Source organism: Pseudomonas sp. MIL19 (genome assembly GCF_028680365.1).
GTDB classification, from domain to species: Bacteria; Pseudomonadota; Gammaproteobacteria; order Pseudomonadales; family Pseudomonadaceae; genus Aquipseudomonas; species Aquipseudomonas spirodelae.
Window position 1 is genome coordinate 149,304 of sequence record NZ_JAPPVG010000003.1, and the last position, 25,635, is coordinate 174,938.

Sequence of the window (25,635 nt, forward strand, 5' to 3'; positions counted from 1 at the left end):
GTACCCGTGCGCGTTACCTGCAATTGGCTGCGACACCCTTCCAGCCCCCTGTTTATCCTCGGTTTACTACTCTTTGCCCTGCCATTACTCAGCCGCTACGCGCTGGGCTGGTCACACCCGTATGGCTACCTGTCTGATTTAGCCATTGGCAGCGTGTTGCTGATCACCCTGCACCAACGCGCCTGGCTGCTGAGCGTTCCCCTGTTGGTGGTCTGGTGCATTTTCACCCAGGGCAACGCCGAGCTGGTCAGCGCAGTGGGGCGCATGCCGGGACCTGCCGATTTGCACTACCTGGCCGACCCACAGTTCGTCAGCCATTCAACCCAGGGCGCCGGTTTGAGCCAGCCGCTACTGGCCACAGCCTTGGCTGTGCTGGTGGCACTCTATCTAGGCCTACGCCGTATGCAGACGCCACGCCGTAGCGCGCCACCTGCGCGCCGCTGGCTGCTGTTGCCGCTGTCACTGTTTGCTGTGCATGGCGCATTCCAACAATTCAAACCCAGCGAGGCAGATCAATGGCTGCAGTTCAACCTGCCGCACAAGCTACTGGCGGAAAGCGCCAGTAACGGCCAGCAATATTTGGCCGACTGGCTGGCGGCGGATGAGCCAAGCAGCCCTCCCGATATCAGCGGCCTTAACCAACTCGACCTGAATGGCACGCCCCTGCTCAAGCAGGCTGGCAGCGCCCGCAACGTGCTGATCATTACCCTGGAAGGCGTGACCGGCGCCTATATAAAGGCCAGTCGCCAGGCCATCGGCAGCCACTATGCACAAGACCCGATGCCGCGCCTGAGCCAATGGGCCGAGCGCGGCATGCTCACCACCGATTATGTGCTGCACGGCCACCAGACCATCCGCGGCCTTTACGCCATGCTTTGTGGTGATTACAACAAACTCGACACCGGCACCCCGAAAGGCGTCGAACTGCTGAATAACCCGCAGCGCAGTGAGCAGTGCCTCCCCGCGCAGTTGCGCGAGCGCGGCCTCAGCACGCATTTCCTGCAGGGCGCCGGGCTGCGTTTTATGGCCAAAGACCAGATCATGCCGCAGATGGGCTTCGAGCAAACCCACGGCCGCGACTGGTTCAAAAATAAGCCCTATCTCGAATTCCCATGGGGCATGGACGACAAGGCCTACTTCGAGGGCGCCTTAACTTACGTGCAGCAGCTGCGTAAAAAGCAGCAACCCTGGATGTTGACCCTGCTGACCGTGGGCACCCACCAACCCTACTCTGCCCCGCAGGCCTATCTGGACCACCAGCCCAATAGCAAATTGGCGGCGATTGCCTACCTGGACGATGCCGTCGCCGACTTCCTCACGGCGCTGGAAAAGCAAGGCGTGCTGAAAGACACCCTGGTGATCATCACCTCGGACGAATCCCATGGCTTGGAAAACGTGCGCTTAGCCTCGGCCTGGGGCTTTAACCTGCTACTGGCCCCCGAACAGGCGCAACTGCCCGCCCTCAAGCAAGGCGTATACGGCCATGTTGACCTGACTGCCTCGGTGCTCGATTACTTCGCCTTTCCCGTGCTGAGCAACATTGCCGGGCGCTCGTTGCTGCGCGACTACCGCACTGGCCGCGAAATCATCTCTTACACCAACGGTTTGCTGCGCCAGCATGACGGTCAGGGCACATTGACCGAATGCGACTTCCAGAGCGTTTGCCGGCGCTACGCCAGCCCTGGCTTTATTACCGACAGCGCACGCTACCTGGGGCGTTTCAGCGGTAAACCGGCGCGGTTGATCAGCCAACGCGCAGGCTTGCTCGATCAATCACTGAGTAGCGGTCAGGCCGAACAACACTACCAGTTCGCCAACACGCAGCCGATCACGCTCACCCCCGGCGCCAGCAATGACTGGACCGACAACTTGGTGGGCGCGCAGTACCTGACCTTGGGTAAAGACACGCAGACCAAGGTGACCCTTAAAATCCGTGCACTGAGCATGGCCACGCCGGGTGCCACACTGCATTTGAAAACCAAGGAATACGACCGCGACGTAGACTTGCCGATACCCGAACTGCCGCTGCTCACTCGCGACAAGCCCATCGAGATCAGCTTCACGTTCGACAACCCGGCCGCGCGCAAGGCGTTTTCTTTCCACCTGACCGGGCAAGGCCAGGGCGCCATCGAAATCGTCGATTTCAGCGTCAGCAGTAAACCGTTTGAGTCTGAGACGAAACTACTGGCCGCCCAGGAAGTGTTGGACGAAATCGCTCCCACGCCCTAAGCAGCTTGGCTACTGACGGCGCATCAGCTGCCGTCAGTACATCGCGTAGCGGCGCTCAATTTCCGCGTATTCCCCGCTTTGTTTAAGCACCGCCAAGCCCTGATTGAAGCGCGCGCAATGGGCCTGCTGCTGGCAACCCAGCTTGTAATCGGTGGGCGCAAAAATCGGATAAATGCTCAACGCCTGGGTCACATCAACCTGGCCCCTCACCTCATGGTTGAAATAGCGCAGAATGCGCATATCCGTCACCACCACATCAACCCGCCCGCTGTAGAGCATACGATTGCGGGCAATCTGAAAAGCCTCCTCGCGGTAACGCGGATTATTTTCAGCCATGTTCTGGTACTCGCTGCCGAGCAGAAAGCGTGCCTGCTGAAAGGCATTCACCGAGTAGTTGAGCAGGTCACTGACGCGCTGAATATTCACGTTTCTCGAGCGCAGAGCCACAGCGACATTCTGATAACGGATATAGGCATCGGAATAAAAAATCGCACCGCCACTGCGCTCGTTAGTAGTTGCAATAACGTCTAGCTGGCCCTTGCTCAGCATCAAATTCAAACGCCCCATGGGGGCGTAGTGCGCCTCAGGCTCTAAGCCACCACGCTGCAAGGCAGCCATGACGATGTCATATTCCAGGCCGCGTGCTTGGTTCTCAAAAATATACGGCGGCTTGTGTGTACCAAAGCCTACGCGCAGGCTTTGCGCTGAGGCCATCAAGCTGAATACCAACAGAAAAAACACCCACAGCCATTTCATAGCAGTACCTAAGTTAAACCTGTGCCCAGCATAGCTGGCTATCCACTCGCCTTGCATCGGCCTATCACTGAGATCGATTAATCCGCATTAATCGCCCCAGGCCCGCACAGAGCTAGACTCCTCCCACCCAAGTCAGTAGTTCATCACTGGAGAGCCTTAATGCTAAAAGCCGAATACCAACAACGCGGCCCGCAACCGCACGAGGTGATCGCCGCCGTTGAGCTGCAACTGCCAGAGCCCGGCACAGGTCAGGTACGGATCAAAGTGCTGGCCGCCCCCATCAACCCTTCCGACGTCCTCACCCTTACCGGCGAATACGGCATGCTGCCGCCGCTGCCAGCGATCGGTGGCAATGAGGCCGTAGGGCGGGTCGAGACGCTGGGCGCTGAGGTCAGCAACCTGAAAGTCGGCCAGATGGTCCTGCTCCCAGTGGGATGCGGCACGTGGGTCAGCCATTTGAATGCTCCCGCCAATAAGCTGATTCCCTTACCGGAGGCCGATCCACAACAACTGGCGATGCTCACGGTCAATCCGCCGACCGCCTCCCTGCTACTCAGCCAGTTCGTCGATCTCAAACCCGGCGATTGGGTTATCCAGAACGCTGCCAACTCGGGCGTCGGCAGTTACCTGATTCAGCTGGCCAAGTTGCGCGGTTTCAAGACCGTCAACGTGGTGCGCCGCGAATCCGCAGTCGCAGGCGTTGAAGCCGAAGGCGGTGACGTGGTGCTGGTCGATGGCCCGGACCTGGCCAAGCGCGTACGCGCGGCCACCGGCGGCGCAGCCATCCGGCTGGGTATCGATGCGGTAGGCGGTGAGGCCACTGATCACCTGGCGGCCAGCCTGTGTGACGGTGGCGTACTGGTTAACTACGGCATGATGAGTCGCCAGCCGTGCCAAGTGTCGCCGTCGTCCTTTGTATTCCGGGATGTCAGTCTGCGCGGCTTCTGGCTGGCCAAATGGTTCCAGAATGCCAGCCAGGCCGAGCAAATGAAGGTGTTTGGCGAACTGGTGCAGCTGATTGCCAGCGGCAAACTGCACACCCGCGTTGCCGCGACCTATGACGTCAGTGAGATCAAACAAGCCGTGGCAGCGGCTGCCAGCGGTGAGCGCGAGGGCAAGGTGCTGATCGTACCGAAGTAAGCCTCAGCCAAACGACGGCGGGCAATCCGCCGTCGTTTAAGCGGTGACCGTGCCATTGATCAGCCACAGCACCAGCCCTGCAAGGGCCAGGTGCAGTGCGACGATCAGCCAGAACACCAACTGATAACTCGGTTTGCGGTTCTTGTGACGGATCAGGCGCTGCGCCAACAACCCGCCAGGCCAGCCACCCAGCAGTTCATACAGGTGCAGGCGCGCCTCGGGCGTGCGCTGCAGCCCCTTGATGGCGAACTGTTTATCGCGGTAGTAGGCAAAAAAGCAGACCAGGCTCATCAGCCCGTAGAGCGCCGCCAGCAGCGGCAACAGCTCAACCCCCAGCAACAGCGGCTGCAGGCGCTCGTGCCAGAGCGCTGCAACCGCGTGCAGCCAAGGTGGATAACTGGCGTAGTCACTGACGCTCAAGGCCAGGTTGCTCTGCGCAATGCTGCAGGGCTGGTCGGTGTAAAGCACCACACCATCCGCCTGCAAACATTTGTGTACCGCCGCCTGCGCCTGCGCGGTAATAAACAGCGCAGCAAGCCAGCAGAGCCAACGGCCCACGGCGTTACTCAGCCGTTGGTGCGCGGCGCTTCAGCGGCGCCAAACCGTCCTGGCTAACCAGCACGGGCGCATCGGCCTTGGGCTTATTGATAGTGTTACGTTTGCTCGGCGCCTTGGCGGCAGGCTTTTTCGCAACAATCTTCTTGCCGGTTTTCGGGTCGATCTTTTTCTTCTTCGGGCCAACAGCCTTGCCAGATGCCTTGAGGTTTTTCGGCCCCTGGTAGATGCCCTTGATGTCTTTGATGTTACGGCGTTCGAAGCGCTGCTTGAGGTAGCGTTCGATACTCGACATCAGCGCCCAGTCGTTGTGGCAGATCAGCGAGATCGCCAGACCTTCAGCGCCCGCGCGGCCGGTACGACCGATGCGGTGCACGTACTCGTCGCCGGAGCGCGGCATATCGAAGTTGATCACCAGATCCAGGCCGTCAACGTCTAGGCCGCGCGCCGCCACATCGGTGGCCACCAGAATCTTCACCGCGCCTTGCTTGAGGCGGTCGATGGCCAGCTTACGGTCCTTCTGGTCTTTTTCGCCGTGCAGCACGAACACCTTGTATTCCTTGGCCACCAGTTTGCCGTAGAGGCGGTCAGCCTGAACCCGGGTATTGGTGAAGATGATCGCCTTCTCGTAGGTTTCGTTGGCCAGCAACCAGTCGACCAGACGCTCTTTATGATGGTTGTGGTCGGCGGTGATGATCTGCTGACGGGTGCCTTCATTGAGCTGGTTAACCTTGTTGACCTGCAAGTGCTCAGGCTCTTTCAGCACCTTGCCCACCACCTCACGCAACCCGGCACCGCCACTGGTGGCGGAAAACAGCAGGGTCTGGCGTTCGGCATTGCACAATTCGGCCAAGCGCTGCACATCATCGCTGAAGCCCATATCAAGCATGCGATCGGCTTCGTCGAGCACCAGCACTTCAACTTCATCGAGCAGCAGATTACCGGCGTTAGCGTGCTCAATCAGACGGCCTGGCGTGCCGATCAGGATATCCACCCGGCGCAGCATCGCGGCCTGCACCTTGAAGTCTTCACCCCCGGTAATCAGACCGGCTTTAAGGAAGGTGAACTGCGCAAAGCGCTCAACTTCTTTGAGCGTCTGTTGGGCCAACTCGCGGGTCGGCAGCAGGATCATCGCGCGTACACTCATACGCGGCGAAGAGGCGCCATCGCCGAGCAGGCGATTAAGCATCGGCAAAACGAAGGCGGCGGTCTTGCCGCTGCCGGTTTGCGCGATTACCCGCAGGTCTTTTCCTTGTAGCGCCAGCGGAATGGCCGCCAGCTGCACCGGGGTGGGCTCGACAAAGTTCAGCGCAGCCACGGCTTTAAGCAGGCGTTCATGCAGGGCGAATTGGGAAAACACGGGGGTAACCTCGACGAAAAACAAAAAATCAGCCGCATAGCCTACCGCTTTCCGGCCTTGCGGCCGAGTGACTTTGCATATTCAGTGCAATAAAGCGACCGTTGCCCCTGAACCAAGCCTAAACCAGCTGTTCAAATTGACCATAAAACCCGCCTTCGTGGGCCTTGGAGTTCATCATGCGTAACCTGCGACAAGCCTTGTTAATCAGCGCAACCCTGGCATTCACACTCACTGCGCAAAGCGCTATGGCGGCGCCCAAACATGATCACCCTGGCAAACAGGGGGGCGGCCAGAACAGCGACATCCGCGTTGACCTCAACGGCCCGTCGATTGATATCGGCCGGGTACGCATCGTGCTGGGCGAGAACCGCAACCTGATCGGCGCAACCCGCGCCTTACCGCCAGGCATCGCCAAGAACCTCGCACGGGGCAAACCACTGCCACCTGGCATTGCGAAAAACTTCGACAGCCGGCTACTTGGCCAACTGCCGCGCTATGACGGCTATGAGTGGAAGCAAACCGGCACTGACGTGGTGCTGGTAGCCATTGCTACGGGCATCATTTACGAAGTGCTGCGCAACGTGCTGGACTGAGCCACATTACTGCTCGGCAAACGATGCGCTGCGCCGTTGTTTGATCAACAGGCGCGCGCTATCCCAACCCACCAGCAACACCGCCAACCAGATCGGCAAATAAGTGAGCCATTGGGCCGCATCAAATTGCTCACCGAGAAACAGCAACGCCACCAGAAACAGCAGTACCGGTTCGACATAGCTGAGGATGCCGAATAGCCCCATCGGTAGCAGCCGACTGGCCGCCATCATCGCGGCAAACGCCAGCGCGCTGAGCAACCCCAGGCCAGGCAGCAGCCACCACAGCTGCGGGGCTTGGCTAAACAGCAGTGGTGGCCCCCACTGCACAACCATGTAGATCGCCACCGGGGCCATAAACAGCATTTCCAGCACGAACCCGGACAAGGCATCCAGGCGCATCCAGCGGCGCAGCATGAAATACGGCGGATAGCCAAGCACCGTAACCATCACCACCCAGGAAAACGCCTGGGTCAGCCACAGCTCATGGGCGACGCCAAGCAACGCGCAGAACACCGCCAAGCGCTGCAACGGCCGCAGCCGCTCGCCGTAGAACACCCGGCCGGCCAGCACCATGGCCAGCGGTAGGAGGAAGTACCCCAGCGACACCTCCAGCATGCGCCCGGACAGCGGCGCCCAGACAAACAGCGCCCACTGGATCCCCATCAGCAGTGCAGCCACAGGCAGGCTGGCCAACAGCAACGGTTCACGCCGCAGGCGAGCGAAGGCCGCCAGCAGCAGCGGCCATTGCCGCGACACGGTCACCAGCAGCAACACTGCCGGTAACGACCAGAGCACCCGCTGGGCAAACACTTGCAAGCCATCAAGCGGAGCCAACAGCTGCACATAGCCAGGCACCAAGGCAAACAACACCGAGGCGATAATCGACAGCGCCACACCGCGCCCAGACAGTTGCATCACATCACCCTACTCATTCAGATCCAAACGCTTGCCTAGCTGAAGTTAAGACCACAGCGGCCAAGCAGCACGGCCGCGACCTTACCCGCTCGCGCCTAAAAAAGCTCGGCAAGCCGGTTGCGCCTCATGCCATCACGGCTCGCGGGGTGAAACGCGGGCCATAAAAACCCCCGCACAGCATTCGCCGCGCGGGGAGAGAGACGTCTAGGAGCACCAGACGCCAGGAGAGCTGAATGCAGCGGGAAGTGTCAGATGGCCTGAGCCAGTTGTGCCTTGGCCTGGCTCACGCCTTTTTCCAAAAAGTCGCCGCCCAGGTTGAGGCCTTCGGCGTTGATAAAAGTGACATCGTGGATACCGATAAAAGCCAGTGCCTGGCGCAAGTACGGCTCTTGATGATCCTGGGTGCTACCGGCGTAGATGCCGCCACGCGCGGTCAGGACAAAGGCGCGCTTGCCGCTCAGCAAGCCCTGCGGGCCGGTTTCCGTGTATTTGAAGGTAACCCCGGCGCGCAGCACGTGGTCGAGCCAAGCTTTCAGGGTGCTGGGAATGGCGAAGTTGTACATCGGCGCGGCCAGCACCAGCACATCAGCGGCCAGCACTTCGTCGGTCAGCTGATTGGACAGTGCCAGAGCGGCCTGTTCGGCTTCGCTTTGTTGCTCTACCGGGGTCATCCAGCCGCCCAGTAGGTTGGCATCCAGGTGCGGCACCTGATCCACAGCAAGGTCACGCACCTTGATCTGGTCTGCGGGGTGAGCGGCTTGCCAAGTGGCGATAAATTGCTCAGTCAGCTGACGCGAAACCGAGCCTTGTTGACGGGCGCTGCTTTCGATTACCTGAATAGTTGCCATGTAATGTGCTCCACCGAAGGGTTATTGAACGTCGATGAGCAAAGAATATGGACATGCAATCCGATTAAAAAGCGCAAAATATTGCAGCAAACAATCTAATAATTTGATTTATAGCCGGCCCGCGCTTAGTCTCTGGGCTGACTATTGGCGCGCGCCTGCTCTATAGCCCCGCCGACTGTGAAAGGGCTTTAGGACAACTCACAGGTCAGCTTGACGCGCAGCTTGATGATGCTGCGGGTGGACTTCACCGTCAGGTTGCTGCTTTCACCGGCAGACAGGTTGACCTTACGGGTACGCGGTGCCTCAGGACCGCTGCGAAATACCGCCGTGCACTTGGCGTCGCTACGGCCGTAGTTGTACAGCTGCAAGGCCCCCATGTTGTGATCAATTTCCTGGGTGCTGACCGATATTTCGGCACCGTTGAGCTGCTTCTCCACCTCGATCGGGTAGGCCATCACAGTCAGCGGTAAGCAGGCCAGCAGCGCGCAACAGAGCTTTTTCATCAGGGCAGTCCTCCGGCAAAAGACTGCCAGTTTAGGTTGATTGAGTCAGTATTTGCACCCTAGAACTTGAGCGCGTACAGGAACTGAATATGAAAGCCCCCCGCGTAACCCTTGACCAGTGGCGCACCTTGCAAGCCGTGGTTGACCATGGCGGTTTTGCCCAGGCGGCCGATGTATTGCACCGATCGCAATCCTCGGTCAGCTACACCGTGGCGCGGATGCAAGAGCAGCTCGGGGTGCCCCTGCTACGCATCGACGGGCGCAAAGCCGTACTCACCGAAGCCGGCGACGTACTGCTGCGGCGCTCGCGGCAACTGGTTAAGCAAGCCAGCCAGCTGGAAGACCTGGCCCACCATATGGAGCAGGGCTGGGAAGCTGAAGTGCGCCTGGTGGTCGATGCCGCCTACCCCAGTGCGCGCCTAGTGCGGGCGCTGACTGCTTTTATGCCGCAAAGCCGAGGTTGCCGCGTGCGCCTGCGTGAGGAAGTGCTGTCCGGCGTCGAAGAGGTAATCAAGGAAGGCACGGCCGACCTGGCCATCAGTGCGCTGAGCATTCCCGGCTTCCTCGGGGCCGAGATGAGCACCGTAGAGTTTGTCGCCGTCGCCCACCCTGACCACGCGCTGCATCGCCTACAGCGCAAGCTGACCTTCCAGGACCTGGAAACCCAAATGCAGGTGGTGATCCGCGACTCCGGGCGGCAGCAACCGCGCGATGTAGGCTGGCTTGGCGCGGAGCAGCGCTGGACAGTCGGCAGCCTGGCCACCGCTGCCACCTTTGTCAGCAACGGCCTGGGCTTTGCCTGGCTACCGCGCCATCTGATCGAACGCGAGCTCAAGGACGGCCAACTCAAGCCACTGCCGCTGGACCAGGGCGGCAGCCGCAACCCACTCTTCTACCTCTACTCAAATAAAGACAATACCCTGGGCCCGGCTTCGCAAATTCTTGTCGAGCTAATCCAGCGCTTCGATGCCATACCGTTGAGCGCCGCCTTTGCGGCGCCCCTACCCTCCGCTTGAGAGGAACCTGACGATGTCTTATTTCGATAACGACGGTTGCCAACTGCATTACGAGGAATACGGCCACGGCGCACCGGTGCTGCTGGTCCACGGCCTTGGTTCGAGCACCCGCGACTGGGAATACCAGATCCCCGAACTGGCCCGCCACTACCGGGTGATCGCCCTCGATGTGCGAGGCCACGGCCGCTCGGATAAACCCCGCGAGCGTTACAGCATCCGGGGTTTTGCCGAGGATGTGGCGGCGCTGATCGAACACCTGCAGCTGGCGCCGGTGCATCTGGTGGGCATCTCCATGGGCGGCATGATCGGTTTTCAACTCGGCGTGGACCACCCCGAATTACTCAAGAGCCTGTGCATCGTCAACAGCGGCCCGGAAGTGAAGGCGAAACGCCCGCGCGACTATATTGAGATCGCCAAGCGCTGGAGCCTGTCGCGCCTGCTCAGCCTCGACACCATCGCCAAAGCCCTGGGCAAAGTGCTGTTTCCCAAGCCCGAGCAGGCCGAATTGCGGCAGAAAATCTTCCAGCGCTGGCCGCAAAACGATAAGCGCGCTTACCTGGCCAGCCTGGATGCGATCATCGGTTGGGGCGTGCGGGAACGCCTGGCGCGGATCAGCTGTCCGACCTTGGTGATTACAGCCGACCGCGATTACACCCCGGTGGCGCAAAAGCAGGCTTACGTCGATGAGTTGCCCAATGCGCGCCTGCTGGTGATCAAAGATTCACGTCACGCCACACCGCTGGACCAACCCGAACACTTCAACAGCAGCTTGTTAGCCTTCCTTGCCGAAGTCGAACAGGCCGCACCCACTGCCAATAAGGACTCAAACGCATGTTGAAAAAACTCACCCTCGCCGCCTGCTCTGTGTTGTTTGCCGGTAGCCTGCTGGCTGCGGAAAACCCCAAGGTGCTGTTAACCACCAGCCTCGGCGAGATCGAAATCGAACTGAACGCAGAGAAGGCGCCGGTCAGCACCGCCAACTTCCTCAGCTATGTCGACAGCGGCTACTACGCCGGCACCCAGTTCCACCGGGTAATCCCAGGCTTTATGGTGCAGGGCGGCGGCTTCGATGCCAGCATGCAGCAGAAAGACACCCAGGCCCCGATCAAGAACGAAGCCGACAACGGTCTGCACAACGTGCGCGGCACCCTGGCCATGGCCCGTACTCAGGTACGCGACTCTGCCACCAGTCAGTTCTTTATCAACCACAAGGACAACGCCTTCCTCGACAACGGCTCGCGTGATTTCGGTTACGCGGTGTTCGGCAAGGTGACCCGTGGCATGGATGTGGTCGACAAGATCGCTCAGGTGCCGACCGCCAACCGTGGCGGCCATCAGAATGTGCCGCGCGAGCCTGTGCTGATCACAGCAGCCAAGCGCCTGTAACAGTGCCGCACGGCTGGGTAGTGCGCTACTCAGCCGTGCGATATGGCAACAGCGTGCGCGCCTGTTCGGCATAGTCGCGCACGCCCTGTTGCTCTTCATCAAGAAAGTCCGCCACGGCCGCGCGCAAACCGGGGTGGCAGAGGTAGTGCCAGGAGTGGGTAATAACCGGCTCGAAGCCGCGAATCAGTTTGTGCTCGCCCTGGGCGCCTGCATCGAAGCGTTGCAGGCCATTGGCGATGGCGTAGTCCATGCCCTGGTAGAAACAGGTTTCGAAGTGCAGGCGGTCGAACTCGGCCAGGCAGCCCCAGTAACGCCCATACAGGCTGTCGCCACCGACCAGGCTAAAGGCCATGGCCACCGGCCTGCCGGCCTGATGGGCGAGCACCACGCGGATCATCTCCGGCATGCGCTCGGCCAGCAGGCTGAAGAAGGCGCGCGTCAGGTAGGGTGACTGGCCGCGCACGCGGTAGGTGTTGGCGTAACACAGATAGACGAAATCCCACTCCTGCTCGCTAAGCTGATGGCCCGCGCGCCAGTCAAACGCGATGCCCTGGCCCGCCACCTGTTCACGCTCCTTACGCATCTGCTTGCGCTTGCGCGAACTGAGCGCGTCGAGAAAGTCCTGAAAATCCCGATAGCCGCGGTTACGCCAATGGAACTGACAACCCAGGCGCTGCAACCAGCCGTCACGGCCCTGCAGCAGGGCATTTTCGGCCGCGCTGGTGAAGTTGATATGCAGACTCGACAGGCCCTGCTGTTCCAGGCTGGCGCTTAGCTCGTCGAGCAATAGCCCTGCAGCTAACGGCGCGCCCAGCAGGCGCTGACCGGTCACTGGCGAGAAGGGAATCGCGCCGAGCAGCTTGGGGTAATAGTCGATACCCGCACGGTGGCAGGCATCGGCCCAGCCATGATCGAACACGTACTCACCATAGGAATGGCTCTTCACATAACCCGGCATGGCCGCCTGCAGCCCGCCTTGCGCATCGAGCAACACGGCATGGGCAGGTTGCCAGCCGGTACGCCCGCCCACACTGCCACTGTCTTCCAGTGCAGAGAGAAAGGCATGACGCAAGAATGGCTGCGCGTCAGTGAGCAGAGCATCCCACTGGCTGGCGGCAATTTCATGGATGGAGTTCAGTTGGTTCAGCAACATCAGCAGCTCGGCGCGTCAGGCAAGGCTGCACTATATATAGCCGTTTGCCTTGGCGCTGCCATGGTTTTACTGACGGGCCGTTGAAAACCTGGGGCGACTCACCTGCAGTTACTCCGCCGGCCCGGACGCCCGGCAATCCTCCGTCCGGTTGTACCGCTCAACCATGCCCTCGGTGACAACTGAGCGCAGATGCCCAGCAGATGCTTCCCGACACAAAAGCGCAGACGAAAAAAAAGGCTCTGTCCCAAAGCCGTGTTGCAGACCGCTTTTGTAGGGTGGGTTAGCGGCGCTGAGACTGCTTATGGGTATATCCACACGACCCAAGCGCCGCGTAACCCACCATTGCGGTTTGTCGGTAGACCGCCATGGTGGGTTACGGCCCGTTGGGAGTTGATGCAGTTTGCCTGATCCCGGTTTGCGCCTAACCCACCCTACATAATACCGCGCTGCCTTGCACCGCTGCGCCATCCGGGGCGATTCAACACATCACTGGTACATAGCCAAAAAAACCCCGCACTAGGCGGGGCTCAAGGATAGGAGCAGCGGTTAAACGCTATTGCCTTAGAACACGTATTGCGCGCGGAGGCTGATGGCATCGCCGTCATCATCGCCATTGGCGTTTACAATATCGTCGACGCTGGTATTCAGGTAGTTGGCGGAGATCTTCACCGCTTCGTTGACATACCAGTTCACACCGACAGTGTGAGTCTGGGCGCTGGCTTCAGCGGTGTCGAAAGTCAGGCCAAGCAAGCCGGCGTTGGAGGGCGCAATAGCACTCTCATCAACCGTGATGTCGTCGTAGCGGTAGAACACTTCCCAGGCACCCAGCTTCTTGTCGCTGGGTTTGATTTTGTCGAACTTGCCACCATCAAGCTTGTAACTGCGCGATTCGCCAGTCAGGGTGTAGGCCACTTGCACGTTGTAGCCACTGGCTTCCAGATCGTTGTCGTTGCCATTGGCCACCGCATCGCCATCGGCGGTGCGAGTCAGGTACTCACCCTGGATGGAGAACGGCCCCATCATATAGGCCGCTTCCGCGCCCCATGCCTGATCGGTGCCATCCAGCTTAGCGCCACCGAAGGTGCCACGGTTGCCGTTAATGGTATCTTCGCTAGTGCCGCGAACCGATAACCGCGACTTGATCGAGTCACTGAAACCCGCTTCTACTTCACGGGTCGCGTAGTTCAGGCCGAAGTGCAGAACCTGCTTATCCTGGACGATCGGGGCAAATACACCGCGCGCGACGAAAGTGGTGTTGTTCTGGCCATCTTCGTCCTGGTTGCCGTCTTGACGATAACCTCCGACCTCGGCATGGAACATATCGGCGAAAGTGCTACGCAGTCGAATGCCTTCGCCATCTTCATGGCTGTTCAGCCAAGGCGCGAGGTCGTAGATGGCCGAACGCTCGATGGCAGTGATCCACTTGGAGCTGACAGCCTCTTCCAAACCGAAAGTTGGATTGATGCGACCGACCGAAATTTGAACAGGCTTCCAGCCATCATAGGAGATGGACGCTTCATTCCAGTTGTCTTTGGTGCCAGTGTCACCAAAGTTACGGGCGAAGGTATAACTCCAGTCGGTGTATGCCACACCGGAGATTTCAAGGCGTGCACGACGCAGATAAGACTCATCGGCACGGTTGCCATTCTTGGTGTAAAAACCATCGAAGCTGTCCGCATCCGCCTGGATACGGCCGCCGATTTTGAAGGAAAATGCCTTGTCGGTGGTGCCTACTTCCAGACCACCCTTGGTCTTGACCACGATGTCGGCGCCGTCAGTGGTGACGGTGCCAGCGAAAGCCTGGGCGGAAACGGCCAGGGCCAGAGCGCTGGTTGCGAAGCCGGCCATGACTCCACGAAAGCTGTGCTTACGGATCATCGAAGATTCCTCTAAATGGATTTTAAGTGTTGAAAACACCCGAGCGCTGGGGGCTCGTTCGTGCTGGAGGGAATCTTGGCGGCGGGATATTTCAGGGCCGTTGCTGATATATAAATATTTGATTACAGCGGAACTTTTTACTTCCTTTGCCTATAAACAGTAAAAGCCGCTCTAGGCCGCTGCTTTTCCAGCGGCCCACCGCCCTTGCGGCGACGGGCCTATTCGGCTCAAGGCTGCTTGCGCAATGCCTTGCTCAGCCAGTAATCCAGGCTTAACCAGCGCCCGGCACCGCTGAAAAACAGCGCCACCAGCATTACCAGGTAGGTGGCGGCAAACTCGATGCCGTTGTTCAGCACCACCAGTTTGCCGCTGCTGGTCAGCCAGTCGTAATTGCCATGCTGTTTGAGCAGCTCACGGACGCGCTCCAGCTTGTCCACCGACGCCATGAGCCGCTCATTGGCAAACGGCGCACTGGCATCGGCAATCGCCGGCCAGCCCGCAGTCGAAGGTTGGCTTGAGGAGCAATGCGACAAAGCCCAACAGGGCTTACCAAGGCCTGCTGCGCTCAACGCCAACCTACCCTTCGCAAACAACAGCTTGTGGGTACATAGCCAAAAACTTCACAACCGGCTAAACCCTAGAAGATTTTTGCCGCCGGCCTAGCGATCCGGCACACTACGCGCCCCGAGCAAATGCTCGTTTTCCAGCCTGCAGACTCCGTATGACCCGATCCCCGCTCCGCCGCCTCGTTTTTGGCACCCTGCGCCGCGTGCTGTACCTCTGGGTGCGCTCGGAAACCATCAACCAATCGGCCTTTACCCTTAAGCTCGACCGCAGCAAGCCGGTGTTCTACGTGCTGCAACAGCCGTCGCCGAGCGATCTGGCGGTGGTCGACACCGAGTGCCGCAAGGCCGGCCTGCCACGGCCGATTCTGCCGGTGGCGGTGGGGGAACTGCTGGAGCCTGCCGCCTTCTTCTACCTGACGCCGGAGCCGGACTGGCTCGGCCGACAGGACAAACGCGGCATCTCGCCCACGCTGCAACGCCTGGTCAGCGCGCTGAGCCAGCATGCAGTGGACGACGCACAGATCATTCCGGTCAGCGTGTTCTGGGGCCAGTCGCCGGACCGCGAAACCAGCCCGTGGAAGCTGCTGTTTGCCGACAGCTGGGCGGTAACCGGACGCTTGCGCCGGCTGGTGAGCATCCTGATTCTCGGCCGCAAGACCCGCGTGCAGTTCTCCACGCCGATTCATATGCGCGAACTGGTCGAGCAGGATAAAGGCCACGAGCGCACCTTGCGTATGGTCCAGCGCATCCTGCGGGTGCACTTTCGCAACCAGAAAGCCGCTGTCATCGGCCCAGACGTATCGCACCGGCGCAACCTGGTCAAAGGCCTGGTGCACGGCCCGCAGGTACGTCAGGCGATCATCGAGGAAGCCGAGCGCGAGAACATCAGCCTGGAGAAGGCCGAAAGCCAGGCCCTGCGCTATGGCAACGAGATCGCCTCGGACTACACCTACACCGCGATTCGTTTCCTCGAACTGGTGCTGAGCTGGTTCTGGAACAAGATCTACGACGGCATCAAGGTCAACCATATCGAGGGCGTGCAGGAAGTCGCCCAGGGCCACGAGGTGATCTATGTGCCCTGCCACCGCAGCCATATCGACTACCTGCTGCTGTCCTATCTACTGTTCAGGAATGGTTTAACGCCGCCGCACATCGCCGCCGGCATCAACCTGAATATGCCGGTGATCGGCGGCCTGCTGCGCCGTGGCGGCGCGTTCTTTATGCGCCGCACCTTCAAGGGCAACCCGCTGTACACCGCAGTATTTAACGAATACCTGCACACCCTGTTCAGCAAGGGCTTCCCGGTGGAGTACTTCGTTGAAGGCGGGCGCTCGCGCACCGGGCGCATGCTGCAGCCGAAAACCGGCATGCTGGCCATTACTATGCGCAGCTTCCTGCGCAGCAACCGCCTGCCGGTGGTGTTCGTGCCGGTGTATATCGGCTACGAGCGCGTGCTGGAAGGCCGCACCTACCTGGGCGAGCTGCGTGGCGCGAGCAAGAAGAAAGAGTCGATCTTCGACATCTTCAAGGTCATCGGCGCACTCAAGCAGCGCTTTGGCCATGTTTGGGTCAACTTTGGCGAGCCAATCAAACTGGCCGAATTCCTCGACAGTGAGCAGCCCGACTGGCGCGAACAGGACTACGGCACCCAGTACCGCCCGGCCTGGCTGAATGAAGCCACCAACAGCCTCGGCGAACGTGTGGCCCAGCACCTCAACGAGGCCGCCGCGATCAACCCAGTCAACCTGGTCGCCCTGGCTTTACTGTCCACCAGCAAGCTGGCGCTGGACGAGCGCGCCCTAGCGCGGGTACTCGACCTTTACCTGGCGCTGCTGCGCCGGGTGCCCTACTCGCCGCATACCACCCTGCCCGACGGCAATGGCCAGGCGTTGATCGAATACGTACAAGGCATGGACCTGTTGGCTGAGCAAACCGATCCGCTGGGCAAGATCCTCTATCTGGACGAGCACAACGCCGTTCTGATGACCTACTACCGCAACAACGTGCTGCACATCTTCGCCCTGCCGGCGTTGCTGGCGAGCTTCTTCCAGAGCAGTGCGAGGATGAGCCGCGAGCAGATCCTGCGGTTTACCAAGGCGCTCTACCCTTACCTGCAATCGGAACTGTTTATCCGCTGGGAGCTGGGTGAGCTGGACGCCGTGGTCGACCAATGGCTGGCCGCCTTTGTCGAACAAGGGCTGCTGACCTTGGATGGCGACACCTATGTGCGCCCCGCGCCCAGCTCGCGTGAGTTCGTCCTGCTGACCCTGCTGGCCCGCGCCATCGTGCAGACCCTGCAACGCTTCTATATGGCCACCGCCCTGCTGCTGAATGCCGGGCAGAACGCCATTAGCGCCGAAGAACTGGAAGACCTCTGCACCGTCATGGCCCAACGCCTGTCGATCCTGCATGGCCTCAACGCCCCGGAGTTCTTCGACAAGAGCCTGTTCCGCCACTTTATCCAGAGCCTGCTCGACCAAGGTGTGCTGCGCCAGGATGAAGCCGGCAAGCTCAGCCATCACCCGCTGCTCAGCGAACTGGCCGAAGGTGCAGCCAAGCGCGTACTGCCAGCAGAGATTCGTCTGTCTATCCGCCAGGTGGCCATGGACCGCAACGAGGATGTGGCCGAGCCGGTGTAAACCGGCACGCCGCGCCGCCATGAGCGAACACCACGAGCAACCCGCGCGCCCCTCACGCGCGGCGTTCCACCAGGCCAATCAAGCCCGCGCCGAAGCCGAGGCCCAGCGCCTGCTGGCGGCCAAAGCGCAACTGGGCGGGCGCTGGCTCAGCTGGGTGGCCGCCGAGCTGTACGCCCTCAAACCCGCCGCTTATGCACAGATGGTGCGCCGCGAGTTGCAGCACCTGAGTGACAGCACTGGCCAATAGCCCATGCGCCACAGTCGAAACGGCTGTGTATTTTCCGACGCACTACACTCCATTAAGCTCCAATGACTGCCTTCCCCCTCGCACAAGGATGCCCACCATGCTTCGTTTGATTTCCCTGGCCGCCGGCCTCGCCCTCTCCAGCAGCGTCTTCGCCATTTCCCTCGCCGACCTCACGCAAAGCGACGCCAGCGGCGGCCTTAAAGATGCCCTCACCCAAGGCGCCAAAGTGGCCGTGCAGCAACTGGGCAAACCGGGCGGTTTCAGCAACAACCCAGACGTGCGCATCGAACTGCCAGGCAACCTCGGCAAAGCCGCAAAAACCATGAAAATGATGGGCATGGGCGCGCAGGTTGATCAGCTCGAAGCGAGCATGAACAAAGCCGCCGAAGCCGCCGTACCGCAAGCCCAGGCGCTGCTGGTGGATTCGGTGAAGAAGATGACCGTGCAGGACGCCAAAAGCATCCTTAGCGGCCCGCAAGACTCGGCCACCCAGTACCTGAACAAGACCAGCCGCGAGCAGATCCGCGCCAAGTTTCTACCCATCGTCAAACAAGCCACCGACCAGGTCGGCCTGGCCAAGCAATACAACAGCTTCGCCGGCCAAGCCGCGAGCTTCGGCGTGATCGACGCGAAAAGCGCGAATATCGAGAACTACGTAACCGAGCAGGCGCTGGACGGCCTGTTTGCGATGATCGCCGAGCAGGAAGCCAGCATCCGCCAAAACCCGGCGGGCGCAGCGACCAGCTTGGCGAAGAAGGTGTTTGGGGCGTTGTAAAACGGATTGGATGGATGTGAAAAAGTCAGGCCTTAGGGTCTGGCTTTTTCGTCATGGCAACGCACAAGCATCGCGGCCAAGGCCGCTCCTACAGGATTGAGGAAGCCCCGTAGGATGGGTTGAGCAGCGCGATACCCATGCGGTTAATGAATAGTTGGAGATCGCTGCACGCCACCCATCCTAGGCAGCTAGCCATACTCAATCCGCAACAGTAAAACTCGCGGCTAAAGCCCCTCCTACAGACAGGCAGTGCTCACAACCGTTGCCAGGCGCAAAAACAAAACCCCGCCAATCCGCGGGGTTTTGTCGGCCAAGCAGCAGGCTTACTCGGCCTGTGCCACCAGCACGTCATTCTGATTACGACTCCACTGCGGCAGCAGCGTGCCAATCAGCATACCGGCCAGGCTAAACAGCAGGCCCGCCAGCTGCGGCGGCCAGAACGCGGCTTCGCTCCAGGTCAGTTCTAGGTAGATCCACGACACCAGGCCAAAGGCGATAGCCACCAGCGCGCCCTGGGTGGTGGCGCGCTTCCAGAACAACCCGGCGAACAATGGCACCACAGCTGCCACCAGGGTCACCTTGTAGGCGTTACCGACCATCTCGTAGATGCTCGCATCCGAGTACAGGGCAAAGCTCAGGGTCGCCACCGCGCACACAAAGATGGTGCAGCGCATCAGCAGCAAGAACTGCTTGTCGGTGAGCACCGGCAAGAAGCGCTTGAGCACGTTCTCAGTCAGCGTCACCGACGGTGCCAACAGGGTGCCGGAGGCGGTGGACATGATTGCCGAGAGCAGCGCACCGAAGAACATGATCTGGGCGAACAGCGGGGTTTTGTCGAGGATCAGCAGCGGCAGAATCATCTGCGAATCTTCGGCCAGCCACTTCTCGACCAGCGCCGGGTCGATCATCGAGGCGGCGTAAACCAAGAAGATCGGCAGCATGCAGAAGCCCAGGTAGAACACCGCGCCGGTCATCGAGGCGCGCGCGGCAATGTTCTCGCTCTTGGCCGACATCACCCGCTGGTACACGTCCTGCTGGGGGATGGAGCCGAGCATCATGGTCACCGCGGCACCGATAAAGGCGACGATATCCTTGGGCTCGAAAGCGTGCATAAAGGTGAATTTTCCTTCGCTGGCCGCCTTGCTGATCACCAGATCGGCACCGCCAGCCATGTCGCTGAACAGCCAGACCAGGTAGATCAGGCCGACAACGATGATGATCATCTGGAAGAAGTCGGTCAGGGCAATCGACCACATGCCGCCAAATAGGGTGTAGAGCAGCACGATAAAGGTGCCGAGGAACATGCCCTGGGTGGTGCTGATGCTGCCGTCGGAGATGACGTTGAACACCAGGCCGAGGGCGATCAGTTGCGCGGCGATCCAGCCCAGGTAGGACATGACGATGACCAGGCTGATGATCAGTTCGACCTGCGGGCCGAAGCGCTTTTTAAAATAGTCGCCAATGGTCAGCAGGTTCATCCGGTACAACGGCCGGGCGATGATCAGGCCGACCAGAAACAGGCAGCCGAACGAGCCGAACGGGTCTTCAACGATGCCGGCGAAGCCGTCTTCAAGAAAGGTGGCGGGAATACCCAGTACGGCCTCGGAGCCAAACCAGGTGGCAAACACCATGGCGGCGACGATGGGGAAGCCCATGCTGCGCCCACCGGAGGCGAAGTCGCGGGTGTTATGCACCCGAGTGGAAGCGTAGAAACCGATGGCGACAGTCACCAGTAGATAGAGTGCAACGAACCAAATCAGCATGTTTTCCCGTTCCACAGACGTCAGTCCACCGCATGCATAGCCCGCGCAAGCTGCGCAGGTCAGAACGGTGAGCTACAGGTTTTTGTTATGACCACTGCCGATGGGTAATTGCACGCACCCACCGAGGTCGCGCAGTCTGGCAAAAACACAAAATATGTCAAATAAAAACGACAAAGCGTAAGAAAAAAAGCCCAAGCCAGTGAAGCGCAGACGGGATAAAAGACTGTAATCGCTACAGAAAATGCACGGCTCTGGCGAGCAACAGTTGCATATTTTTAACAGCCACCGAGCAGCATCGCCTCAAGGGTTCAGTTCAGCAGGCAGAAAAAAGCCAGGCACTGAGGCCTGGCTTTTTTCTGCTCAAACGCCGGCTCAGCCTGGCTGACGCTCCACTTCCTTGACCCGGAACCAGGCGGCATACAACGCCGGCAGGAACAACAAGGTCAGCGCCGTAGCGACGATCAGGCCGCCCATTATGGCCACAGCCATCGGCCCGAAGAACACGCTGCGCGACAGCGGAATCATCGCCAGCACCGCTGCCAGAGCAGTCAGCACGATAGGTCGGAAACGCCGCACGGTGGCTTCGATAATCGCGTGCCAGCGGTCCATGCCGGCGGCGATGTCTTGCTCGATCTGGTCCACCAAAATCACCGAGTTACGCATGATCATCCCCGACAGGGCGATGGTGCCGAGCATGGCGACGAAGCCGAACGGCTGACGGAAGATCAGCAGGAATAACGTCACGCCAATCAAGCCTAGGGGTGCGGTGAGAAACACCATGGCCGACCGCGAGAAGCTCTTCAGCTGCAACATCAGCAGGGTCACCACCACCACGATAAACAGCGGTACGCCGGCGTTGACCGACTTCTGCCCACGGCTGGAGTCCTCCACGGTGCCGCCCACATCCAGCCCGTAGCCGTCGGGCAATTGCGCTCGCACCGGTTCGAGGGTCGGCAGGATCTGCTTGACCAGGCTGGCCGGCTGTTCCTTGCCATACACGTCGGCCCGTACGGTGACCGTCGGCAGGCGATTGCGGTGCCAGATGATGCCCTCTTCAAAGCCATATTCTAGGGTGGCGACCTGCGACAGTGGCACGCTGCGGCCATTGTCGGTCGGCACGGCCAGGCTCGGCAGCAGGCTCAGCTCCTGGCGCTCGCTCGGGGTGCCGCGCAGGAGGATTTCGATCAGCTCATTACCTTCACGGTATTGGCTGACGGGCGAGCCGGTGAGCGAGCTTTGCAGGAAGCGCGACAGGTCGGCGGTGCTCACTCCCAGGGCGCGGGCACGCTCTTGGTCGATATTCAGGCGCACCACCTTGCTCGGCTCTTCCCAATCCAGGTGCACGTTGGCCACATGGGGGTTCTCGCGCACTTTATCGGCCACCTGACGGGCCAGCCGACGCACCTCATCAATATGCTCGCCGGATACCCGGAACTGCACCGGATAGCCCACGGGCGGGCCGTTTTCCAGGCGCGAGATACGCGTGCGCAGGGTCGGGAACTGCTCATGCAGCACATCAATCAGCCAGCTACGAATGGCCTCACGGTCTTCGATGCTTTTCGCCAACACGACGAATTGGGCAAAGCTGGCCGCGGGCAATTGTTGATCGAGCGGCAGGTAGAAACGCGGTGAGCCGGTACCGACATAGGCCACGTAGTTATCGATACCTTCACGCCCTTTGAGCAGCGCCTCAAAACGCTTGGCCTGCTCTTCGGTCGCCGCCAAGGACGCGCCTTCGCTGAGCTTGAGGTCAACCATCAACTCCAGACGACCGGACGCCGGGAAGAACTGCTGCGGGACAAAACGGAACAGCAGGATTGAGCCAACGAACAGCGCAATAGTCAGCATGATCACCGTTTTACGCCGACGTACGCACCATTCAACCGCTGAACGTACGCGCTGGTAGAACGGCGTGCCGTAAGGGTCGTGCCCTTCTGCGCTGCCTCCGTGCTTGGCGGCGTGCAGCTTGGCCAGATCGGGCAACAGCTTGGCGCCCAGGTATGGCACGAATACCACGGCGGCGATCCACGACACCAACAGGGCAATGGTCACCACCTGGAAGATCGAGCGGGTGTACTCGCCAGTGCCGGACTGCGCGGTGGCAATCGGCAGGAAGCCCGCGGCGGTGATCAGCGTGCCGGTGAGCATTGGGAAGGCGGTGCTGGTCCAGGCAAAACTGGCCGCTTTGATGCGATCAAAGCCCTGCTCCATTTTGATCGCCATCATCTCCACGGCAATGATCGCGTCATCCACCATCAGGCCCAGCGCCAGCACCAGCGCGCCGAGGGAGATTTTGTGCAAACCAATGCCAAGGTAGTACATGACCGCAAAGGTCATCGCCAGCACCAGCGGAATCGACAGCGCCACCACCAGGCCGGTGCGCAAGCCGAGGGAGAAGAAGCTCACCAGCAGGACGATGATCACCGCTTCGGTGAGCACCCGAACAAATTCGCCCACCCCGGTTTTTACCGCCGCCGGCTGGTCCGACACCTTGCTCAGTTGCATGCCGGCCGGCAGGGTTTCCTGCAGACGGGCGAACTCACCCTCCAGCGCTTCACCGAGAACCAAAATATCGCCGCCGGTTTTCATCGAGACCGCCAGACCAATGGCATCCTCACCCATAAAACGCATACGCGGCGCGGGGGGATCATTGAAGCCGCGCTTGACCTCGGCCACATCGGAGATGCGGAAGGTGCGATCCGCCACGCGGATCGGGAAGTTGCGGATTTCATCAACCGATTCGAAACGCCCGGTCACGCGCAGCTGCACGCGGTCGGTGCTGGTTTCAAAGAAGCCAGCCGCCGCTACCGCGTTCTGCTCTTCCAACGCCTGCTGCACGACGGCCAGCGGCAAGCCGAGGGTCGCCAGCTTGGTGTTGGACAGCTCGATCCATACCTTCTCATCCTGCAGACCGAGCAGGTCGACCTTACCGACATCCTTGACCCGCTGCAGCTGCAACTGGATGCGGTCGGCATAGTCCTTGAGCACGGCGTAGTCGAAACCTTCACCGGTCAGCGCATAGATATTGCCGAAGGTGGTGCCGAATTCGTCGTTGTAAAACGGCCCCTGAATGCCCTGCGGCAAGGTGTGGCGGATATCACCAACCTTCTTGCGCACCTGATAGAACAGGTCGGGAATATCCACCGAGTGCATGGAGTCACGGGCCACGAAGGTCACCTGGGACTCACCGGGACGCGAGAACGAGATGATTTTGTCGTACTCGCCAGTCTCCATCAGCTTCTTTTCAATGCGCTCGGTGACCTGTTGGGCCACCTCTTCGGCGCTCGCCCCAGGCCAGTTGGTGCGCACCACCATGGCCTTGAAGGTAAAAGGCGGGTCCTCACTCTGACCGAGCTTGGTATAGGACAGCGCGCCGACCACAGCCAACAGCAGCATGAGATACAGCACGATCTGGCGGTTACGCAGCGCCCAGGCGGACAGGTTGAAATCCATCGGGATTACTCCTTGGCCGTCAGTTGAACAATACGGTTATCACGGTCAACCGGACGCACCTGCTGACCTTCGCGCAGCACCTGGCCACCGGCCGCCACGACCCAATCACTGGCCTGCAAGCCTTCAAGGATCGGCACGGTTTTCTCACCGTAAGCGCCAATGCGCACACTCGTGCGCTTGAGGGTGGAGTCCTTGGGGTCGACCACCCAGACGTAGGGCTGACCTTTCTCGGCGGTCAGCGCCGACAGCGGCACAGCCAGCGGCACTTCACCGTTGTGGGCGATAAACACGCGGGCGCTCTGGCCTAACTCGGCTGGTACCTTACCCTCGGCAAAAGCCACACGAGCAGCAAAGGTGCGCGATTGCGGGTCAGCCGAGGGCGACATTTCACGGATACGCCCAGGGAAGCGTTGGTCGGGCTGCGACCAGAGTTCGACCGCCACCACCTGGCCAACCTTGAAGCGTTCGAAGGCTTGCTCCGGCAGATTGATCAATACTTCACGCTCACCATCAGCCGCCAGGGTGAGCACCGTTTGCCCGGCGGCCACCACCTGCCCGACCTCAACCATACGCCGCGCGATCACGCCATTTAGAGGCGCACGCAGCACGGCATAGCCGGCCTGGTTGTTGGCCACGTTGAACTCGGCACGCACCTGCTTCAGCCGTGCTTCGCCGGCGCGGTAGGTGTTTTCTGCGTTGTCATACTGCGAGCGGCTAACCAAATTGCGCGCCAATAAGGTTTTGTAACGATCACGCTCGGCTCGCACCAGCTGCAGATTGGCCTCAGCCGCCGCCAACTGAGCACGGCTCGCCTCCAGCTGCAGGCGCACATCCTGTGGGTCCAGCTCGGCCAGCGCCTGATCTTTCTTGACCTGCGCGCCAACATCGACCAGCCGCTTGCTCACCTTGCCGCCGATGCGAAAGGCCAGCTCCGGTTCCAGACGCGCACGCACTTCACCGGGGTAGGCATCCATCAGCTCACCGGCCAACTGTGGCTGCACCACCATGGCCGGGCGGATGGCGACCGCCGCAGGTTCACCATTGCCGCAGGCAGCAAGCAACACAATAAGACTGGCAGGCACAGCAACAGACAGGGCATGACGAAACATGATGACTAACCTTTCAGAGGCTTTTGAATATTTATACTGGCGGGTATAGTAAAAATAGCAAACTCACTAGTCCAGTATTAAAACCGACCTATGCCGAACAAAATGTTGCCCTATAGCGGCCCTGGCCGACCGAAAGATCTGGCCAAACGCAAAGCCATTCTGGAAGCGGCGAAGACCCTCTTTCTCAGCAATGGCTATGACGGCAGCAGCATGGATGCGATTGCCGCCGAAGCCGGCGTTTCCAAGCTCACGGTGTACAGCCACTTCACCGATAAGGAGAAGTTGTTTGCCGAGGCGGTGAAGTCTAAATGTGAGGAGCAACTGCCAACGCTGCTGTTCGAACTCAGCGATGACGTGCCCGTGGAGCAGCTACTGCTGAGCATCGCGCGTGGTTTTAGTGAGTTGATCAACAGCCGTGAGTCGCTGGAGCTGCACCGGGTCATGGTGAGCCGCGCCGCGCAAGATCCGAAACTCTCAAAGATGTTTTATGAGGCCGGCCCCCAGCGGGTGCTGCAGGGCATGGCAGAGCTGCTGCGCCAGGCCGACCAGAACGGCAAGCTGCGGGTGGCTGACCCGCTGAGCGCAGCCGATCAGTTCTTCTGCCTGATCAAGGGCGGCGCCAACTTCCGCCTGCTGATCGGCTGTGGCGAAGCCCTGCAAGGCGCCGAAGCCGAAGCCTATGTGCGCGATGCGGTCGGGGTTTTCCTGCGCGCGTTCCGCGTCGAGTAGCGAAAAGCGCGCACGGCGACCC

The 25,635-nt window shown here is 60.3% G+C and carries 20 protein-coding genes and 3 pseudogenes; 10 read left to right on the top strand and 13 right to left on the bottom strand.

The window, feature by feature from the left end; genetic code table 11:
• Positions 1-6 precede the first annotated feature (6 nt).
• Positions 7-2,229 (top strand): LTA synthase family protein, encoded by a 2,223-nt coding sequence (locus tag N1078_RS03795; protein ID WP_443218082.1) that lies wholly within the window; start codon positions 7-9, stop codon positions 2,227-2,229.
• A 33-nt stretch (positions 2,230-2,262) separates the two neighbouring features.
• On the opposite strand, the gene N1078_RS03800 is transcribed toward N1078_RS03795, so the two are convergent.
• Positions 2,263-2,985, bottom strand: coding sequence for a substrate-binding periplasmic protein (locus tag N1078_RS03800; RefSeq protein ID WP_274086867.1), 723 nt, complete (start codon positions 2,983-2,985; stop codon positions 2,263-2,265).
• Positions 2,986-3,144: 159 nt separating this feature from the next.
• Here N1078_RS03800 and N1078_RS03805 point away from each other — a divergent pair, with 159 nt between their 5' ends.
• Positions 3,145-4,125, top strand: a complete 981-nt coding sequence (locus tag N1078_RS03805) for a zinc-dependent alcohol dehydrogenase family protein (RefSeq protein WP_274086868.1) — start codon at positions 3,145-3,147, stop codon at positions 4,123-4,125.
• 36 nt (positions 4,126-4,161) lie between these two features.
• Here the strand turns inward: N1078_RS03805 and N1078_RS19590 are convergent.
• From N1078_RS19590 to N1078_RS03815, 3 genes and pseudogenes are all read right to left on the bottom strand, one after another.
• Positions 4,162-4,449, bottom strand: a pseudogene (locus tag N1078_RS19590) (DUF1294 domain-containing protein); the annotation flags it as partial.
• A 129-nt stretch (positions 4,450-4,578) separates the two neighbouring features.
• Positions 4,579-4,683 (bottom strand): annotated as a pseudogene (locus tag N1078_RS19595) (hypothetical protein); the annotation flags it as partial.
• A gap of 4 nt (positions 4,684-4,687) precedes the next feature.
• Positions 4,688-6,040: a DEAD/DEAH box helicase gene (locus tag N1078_RS03815; RefSeq protein ID WP_274086870.1), complete on the bottom strand. Its 1,353-nt coding sequence runs from the start codon at positions 6,038-6,040 to the stop codon at positions 4,688-4,690.
• A gap of 176 nt (positions 6,041-6,216) precedes the next feature.
• Between N1078_RS03815 and N1078_RS03820 the strand changes: the two genes are divergently transcribed.
• Positions 6,217-6,633 carry an anti-virulence regulator CigR family protein gene (locus tag N1078_RS03820; RefSeq protein ID WP_274086871.1) on the top strand — a complete coding sequence of 139 codons (417 nt, stop codon included), beginning with the start codon at positions 6,217-6,219 and terminating at the stop codon, positions 6,631-6,633.
• A 6-nt stretch (positions 6,634-6,639) separates the two neighbouring features.
• Here the strand turns inward: N1078_RS03820 and rarD are convergent, their stop codons facing one another.
• The 3 genes from rarD to N1078_RS03835 form a co-directional block, all read right to left on the bottom strand.
• A complete protein-coding gene (gene rarD / locus N1078_RS03825; RefSeq protein ID WP_274086872.1) occupies positions 6,640-7,548 on the bottom strand; it encodes an EamA family transporter RarD in 909 nt (302 codons plus the stop codon).
• 248 nt (positions 7,549-7,796) lie between these two features.
• The gene (locus tag N1078_RS03830) at positions 7,797-8,396 is read right to left on the bottom strand and encodes an FMN-dependent NADH-azoreductase (protein WP_274086873.1); all 600 of its coding nucleotides are present in this window, start codon (positions 8,394-8,396) and stop codon (positions 7,797-7,799) included.
• Between the two features lie 188 nt (positions 8,397-8,584).
• A complete protein-coding gene (locus N1078_RS03835) occupies positions 8,585-8,899 on the bottom strand; it encodes a 3-phosphoglycerate kinase (RefSeq protein WP_274086874.1) in 315 nt (104 codons plus the stop codon).
• Positions 8,900-8,988: 89 nt separating this feature from the next.
• Here N1078_RS03835 and N1078_RS03840 point away from each other — a divergent pair, with 89 nt between their 5' ends.
• The 3 genes from N1078_RS03840 to N1078_RS03850 are packed head-to-tail and all read left to right on the top strand — an operon-like array spanning position 8,989 to position 11,301.
• Positions 8,989-9,915 carry a LysR family transcriptional regulator gene (locus N1078_RS03840; RefSeq protein ID WP_274086875.1) on the top strand — a complete coding sequence of 309 codons (927 nt, stop codon included), beginning with the start codon at positions 8,989-8,991 and terminating at the stop codon, positions 9,913-9,915.
• Positions 9,916-9,928: 13 nt separating this feature from the next.
• The gene (locus tag N1078_RS03845) at positions 9,929-10,753 is read left to right on the top strand and encodes an alpha/beta fold hydrolase (protein WP_274086876.1); all 825 of its coding nucleotides are present in this window, start codon (positions 9,929-9,931) and stop codon (positions 10,751-10,753) included.
• Positions 10,747-11,301 (top strand): peptidylprolyl isomerase, encoded by a 555-nt coding sequence (locus N1078_RS03850; RefSeq protein ID WP_274086877.1) that lies wholly within the window; start codon positions 10,747-10,749, stop codon positions 11,299-11,301. The genes N1078_RS03845 and N1078_RS03850 overlap by 7 nt, the downstream gene beginning before the upstream one ends.
• A gap of 25 nt (positions 11,302-11,326) precedes the next feature.
• Here N1078_RS03850 and N1078_RS03855 read toward each other — a convergent pair whose 3' ends face one another.
• From N1078_RS03855 to N1078_RS03865, 3 genes and pseudogenes are all read right to left on the bottom strand, one after another.
• Complete coding sequence (locus tag N1078_RS03855; RefSeq protein ID WP_274086878.1) at positions 11,327-12,454, bottom strand: GNAT family N-acetyltransferase; 1,128 nt, start codon at positions 12,452-12,454, stop codon at positions 11,327-11,329.
• Between the two features lie 561 nt (positions 12,455-13,015).
• Entirely contained in the window at positions 13,016-14,332 is a 1,317-nt protein-coding gene (locus N1078_RS03860; RefSeq protein ID WP_274086879.1) for an OprO/OprP family phosphate-selective porin, read from the bottom strand.
• A 227-nt stretch (positions 14,333-14,559) separates the two neighbouring features.
• Positions 14,560-14,829: pseudogene (locus N1078_RS03865) on the bottom strand (HvfX family Cu-binding RiPP maturation protein); the annotation flags it as partial.
• Between the two features lie 224 nt (positions 14,830-15,053).
• On the opposite strand from N1078_RS03865, the gene plsB reads away from it, so the two are divergent.
• The 3 genes from plsB to N1078_RS03880 all read left to right on the top strand — a co-directional run bounded on the left by plsB (position 15,054) and on the right by N1078_RS03880 (position 18,559).
• Positions 15,054-17,537 carry a glycerol-3-phosphate 1-O-acyltransferase PlsB gene (gene plsB, locus N1078_RS03870; RefSeq protein WP_274086881.1) on the top strand — a complete coding sequence of 828 codons (2,484 nt, stop codon included), beginning with the start codon at positions 15,054-15,056 and terminating at the stop codon, positions 17,535-17,537.
• Positions 17,538-17,556: 19 nt separating this feature from the next.
• Complete coding sequence (locus N1078_RS03875; RefSeq protein WP_274086882.1) at positions 17,557-17,784, top strand: hypothetical protein; 228 nt, start codon at positions 17,557-17,559, stop codon at positions 17,782-17,784.
• Positions 17,785-17,881: 97 nt separating this feature from the next.
• A complete protein-coding gene (locus tag N1078_RS03880) occupies positions 17,882-18,559 on the top strand; it encodes a DUF4197 domain-containing protein (protein ID WP_274086883.1) in 678 nt (225 codons plus the stop codon).
• A gap of 323 nt (positions 18,560-18,882) precedes the next feature.
• On the opposite strand, the gene N1078_RS03885 is transcribed toward N1078_RS03880, so the two are convergent.
• The 3 genes from N1078_RS03885 to N1078_RS03895 form a co-directional block, all read right to left on the bottom strand.
• Complete coding sequence (locus N1078_RS03885; RefSeq protein ID WP_274086884.1) at positions 18,883-20,322, bottom strand: sodium:solute symporter family protein; 1,440 nt, start codon at positions 20,320-20,322, stop codon at positions 18,883-18,885.
• Between the two features lie 372 nt (positions 20,323-20,694).
• The gene (locus N1078_RS03890) at positions 20,695-23,775 is read right to left on the bottom strand and encodes an efflux RND transporter permease subunit (RefSeq protein ID WP_274086885.1); all 3,081 of its coding nucleotides are present in this window, start codon (positions 23,773-23,775) and stop codon (positions 20,695-20,697) included.
• 5 nt (positions 23,776-23,780) lie between these two features.
• Positions 23,781-24,884 (bottom strand): efflux RND transporter periplasmic adaptor subunit, encoded by a 1,104-nt coding sequence (locus N1078_RS03895; RefSeq protein ID WP_274086886.1) that lies wholly within the window; start codon positions 24,882-24,884, stop codon positions 23,781-23,783.
• A gap of 90 nt (positions 24,885-24,974) precedes the next feature.
• Between N1078_RS03895 and N1078_RS03900 the strand changes: the two genes are divergently transcribed.
• Positions 24,975-25,613: a TetR/AcrR family transcriptional regulator gene (locus N1078_RS03900; protein WP_274086887.1), complete on the top strand. Its 639-nt coding sequence runs from the start codon at positions 24,975-24,977 to the stop codon at positions 25,611-25,613.
• Positions 25,614-25,635: the final 22 nt, after the last annotated feature.

Coding starts and splice junctions, on each gene's coding strand:
- N1078_RS03890 (WP_274086885.1), bottom strand. CDS start 23,775: ATGGATTTCAACCTGTCCGCCTGGGCGCTGCGTAACCGCCAGATCGTG.
- N1078_RS03875 (WP_274086882.1), top strand. CDS start 17,557: ATGAGCGAACACCACGAGCAACCCGCGCGCCCCTCACGCGCGGCGTTC.
- N1078_RS03835 (WP_274086874.1), bottom strand. CDS start 8,899: ATGAAAAAGCTCTGTTGCGCGCTGCTGGCCTGCTTACCGCTGACTGTG.
- N1078_RS03830 (WP_274086873.1), bottom strand. CDS start 8,396: ATGGCAACTATTCAGGTAATCGAAAGCAGCGCCCGTCAACAAGGCTCG.
- N1078_RS03880 (WP_274086883.1), top strand. CDS start 17,882: ATGCTTCGTTTGATTTCCCTGGCCGCCGGCCTCGCCCTCTCCAGCAGC.
- N1078_RS03820 (WP_274086871.1), top strand. CDS start 6,217: ATGCGTAACCTGCGACAAGCCTTGTTAATCAGCGCAACCCTGGCATTC.
- plsB (WP_274086881.1), top strand. CDS start 15,054: ATGACCCGATCCCCGCTCCGCCGCCTCGTTTTTGGCACCCTGCGCCGC.
- N1078_RS03855 (WP_274086878.1), bottom strand. CDS start 12,454: ATGTTGCTGAACCAACTGAACTCCATCCATGAAATTGCCGCCAGCCAG.
- N1078_RS03860 (WP_274086879.1), bottom strand. CDS start 14,332: ATGATCCGTAAGCACAGCTTTCGTGGAGTCATGGCCGGCTTCGCAACC.
- N1078_RS03895 (WP_274086886.1), bottom strand. CDS start 24,884: ATGTTTCGTCATGCCCTGTCTGTTGCTGTGCCTGCCAGTCTTATTGTG.
- rarD (WP_274086872.1), bottom strand. CDS start 7,548: ATGCAACTGTCTGGGCGCGGTGTGGCGCTGTCGATTATCGCCTCGGTG.
- N1078_RS03840 (WP_274086875.1), top strand. CDS start 8,989: ATGAAAGCCCCCCGCGTAACCCTTGACCAGTGGCGCACCTTGCAAGCC.
- N1078_RS03845 (WP_274086876.1), top strand. CDS start 9,929: ATGTCTTATTTCGATAACGACGGTTGCCAACTGCATTACGAGGAATAC.
- N1078_RS03850 (WP_274086877.1), top strand. CDS start 10,747: ATGTTGAAAAAACTCACCCTCGCCGCCTGCTCTGTGTTGTTTGCCGGT.
- N1078_RS03805 (WP_274086868.1), top strand. CDS start 3,145: ATGCTAAAAGCCGAATACCAACAACGCGGCCCGCAACCGCACGAGGTG.
- N1078_RS03885 (WP_274086884.1), bottom strand. CDS start 20,322: ATGCTGATTTGGTTCGTTGCACTCTATCTACTGGTGACTGTCGCCATC.
- N1078_RS03900 (WP_274086887.1), top strand. CDS start 24,975: ATGCCGAACAAAATGTTGCCCTATAGCGGCCCTGGCCGACCGAAAGAT.
- N1078_RS03800 (WP_274086867.1), bottom strand. CDS start 2,985: ATGAAATGGCTGTGGGTGTTTTTTCTGTTGGTATTCAGCTTGATGGCC.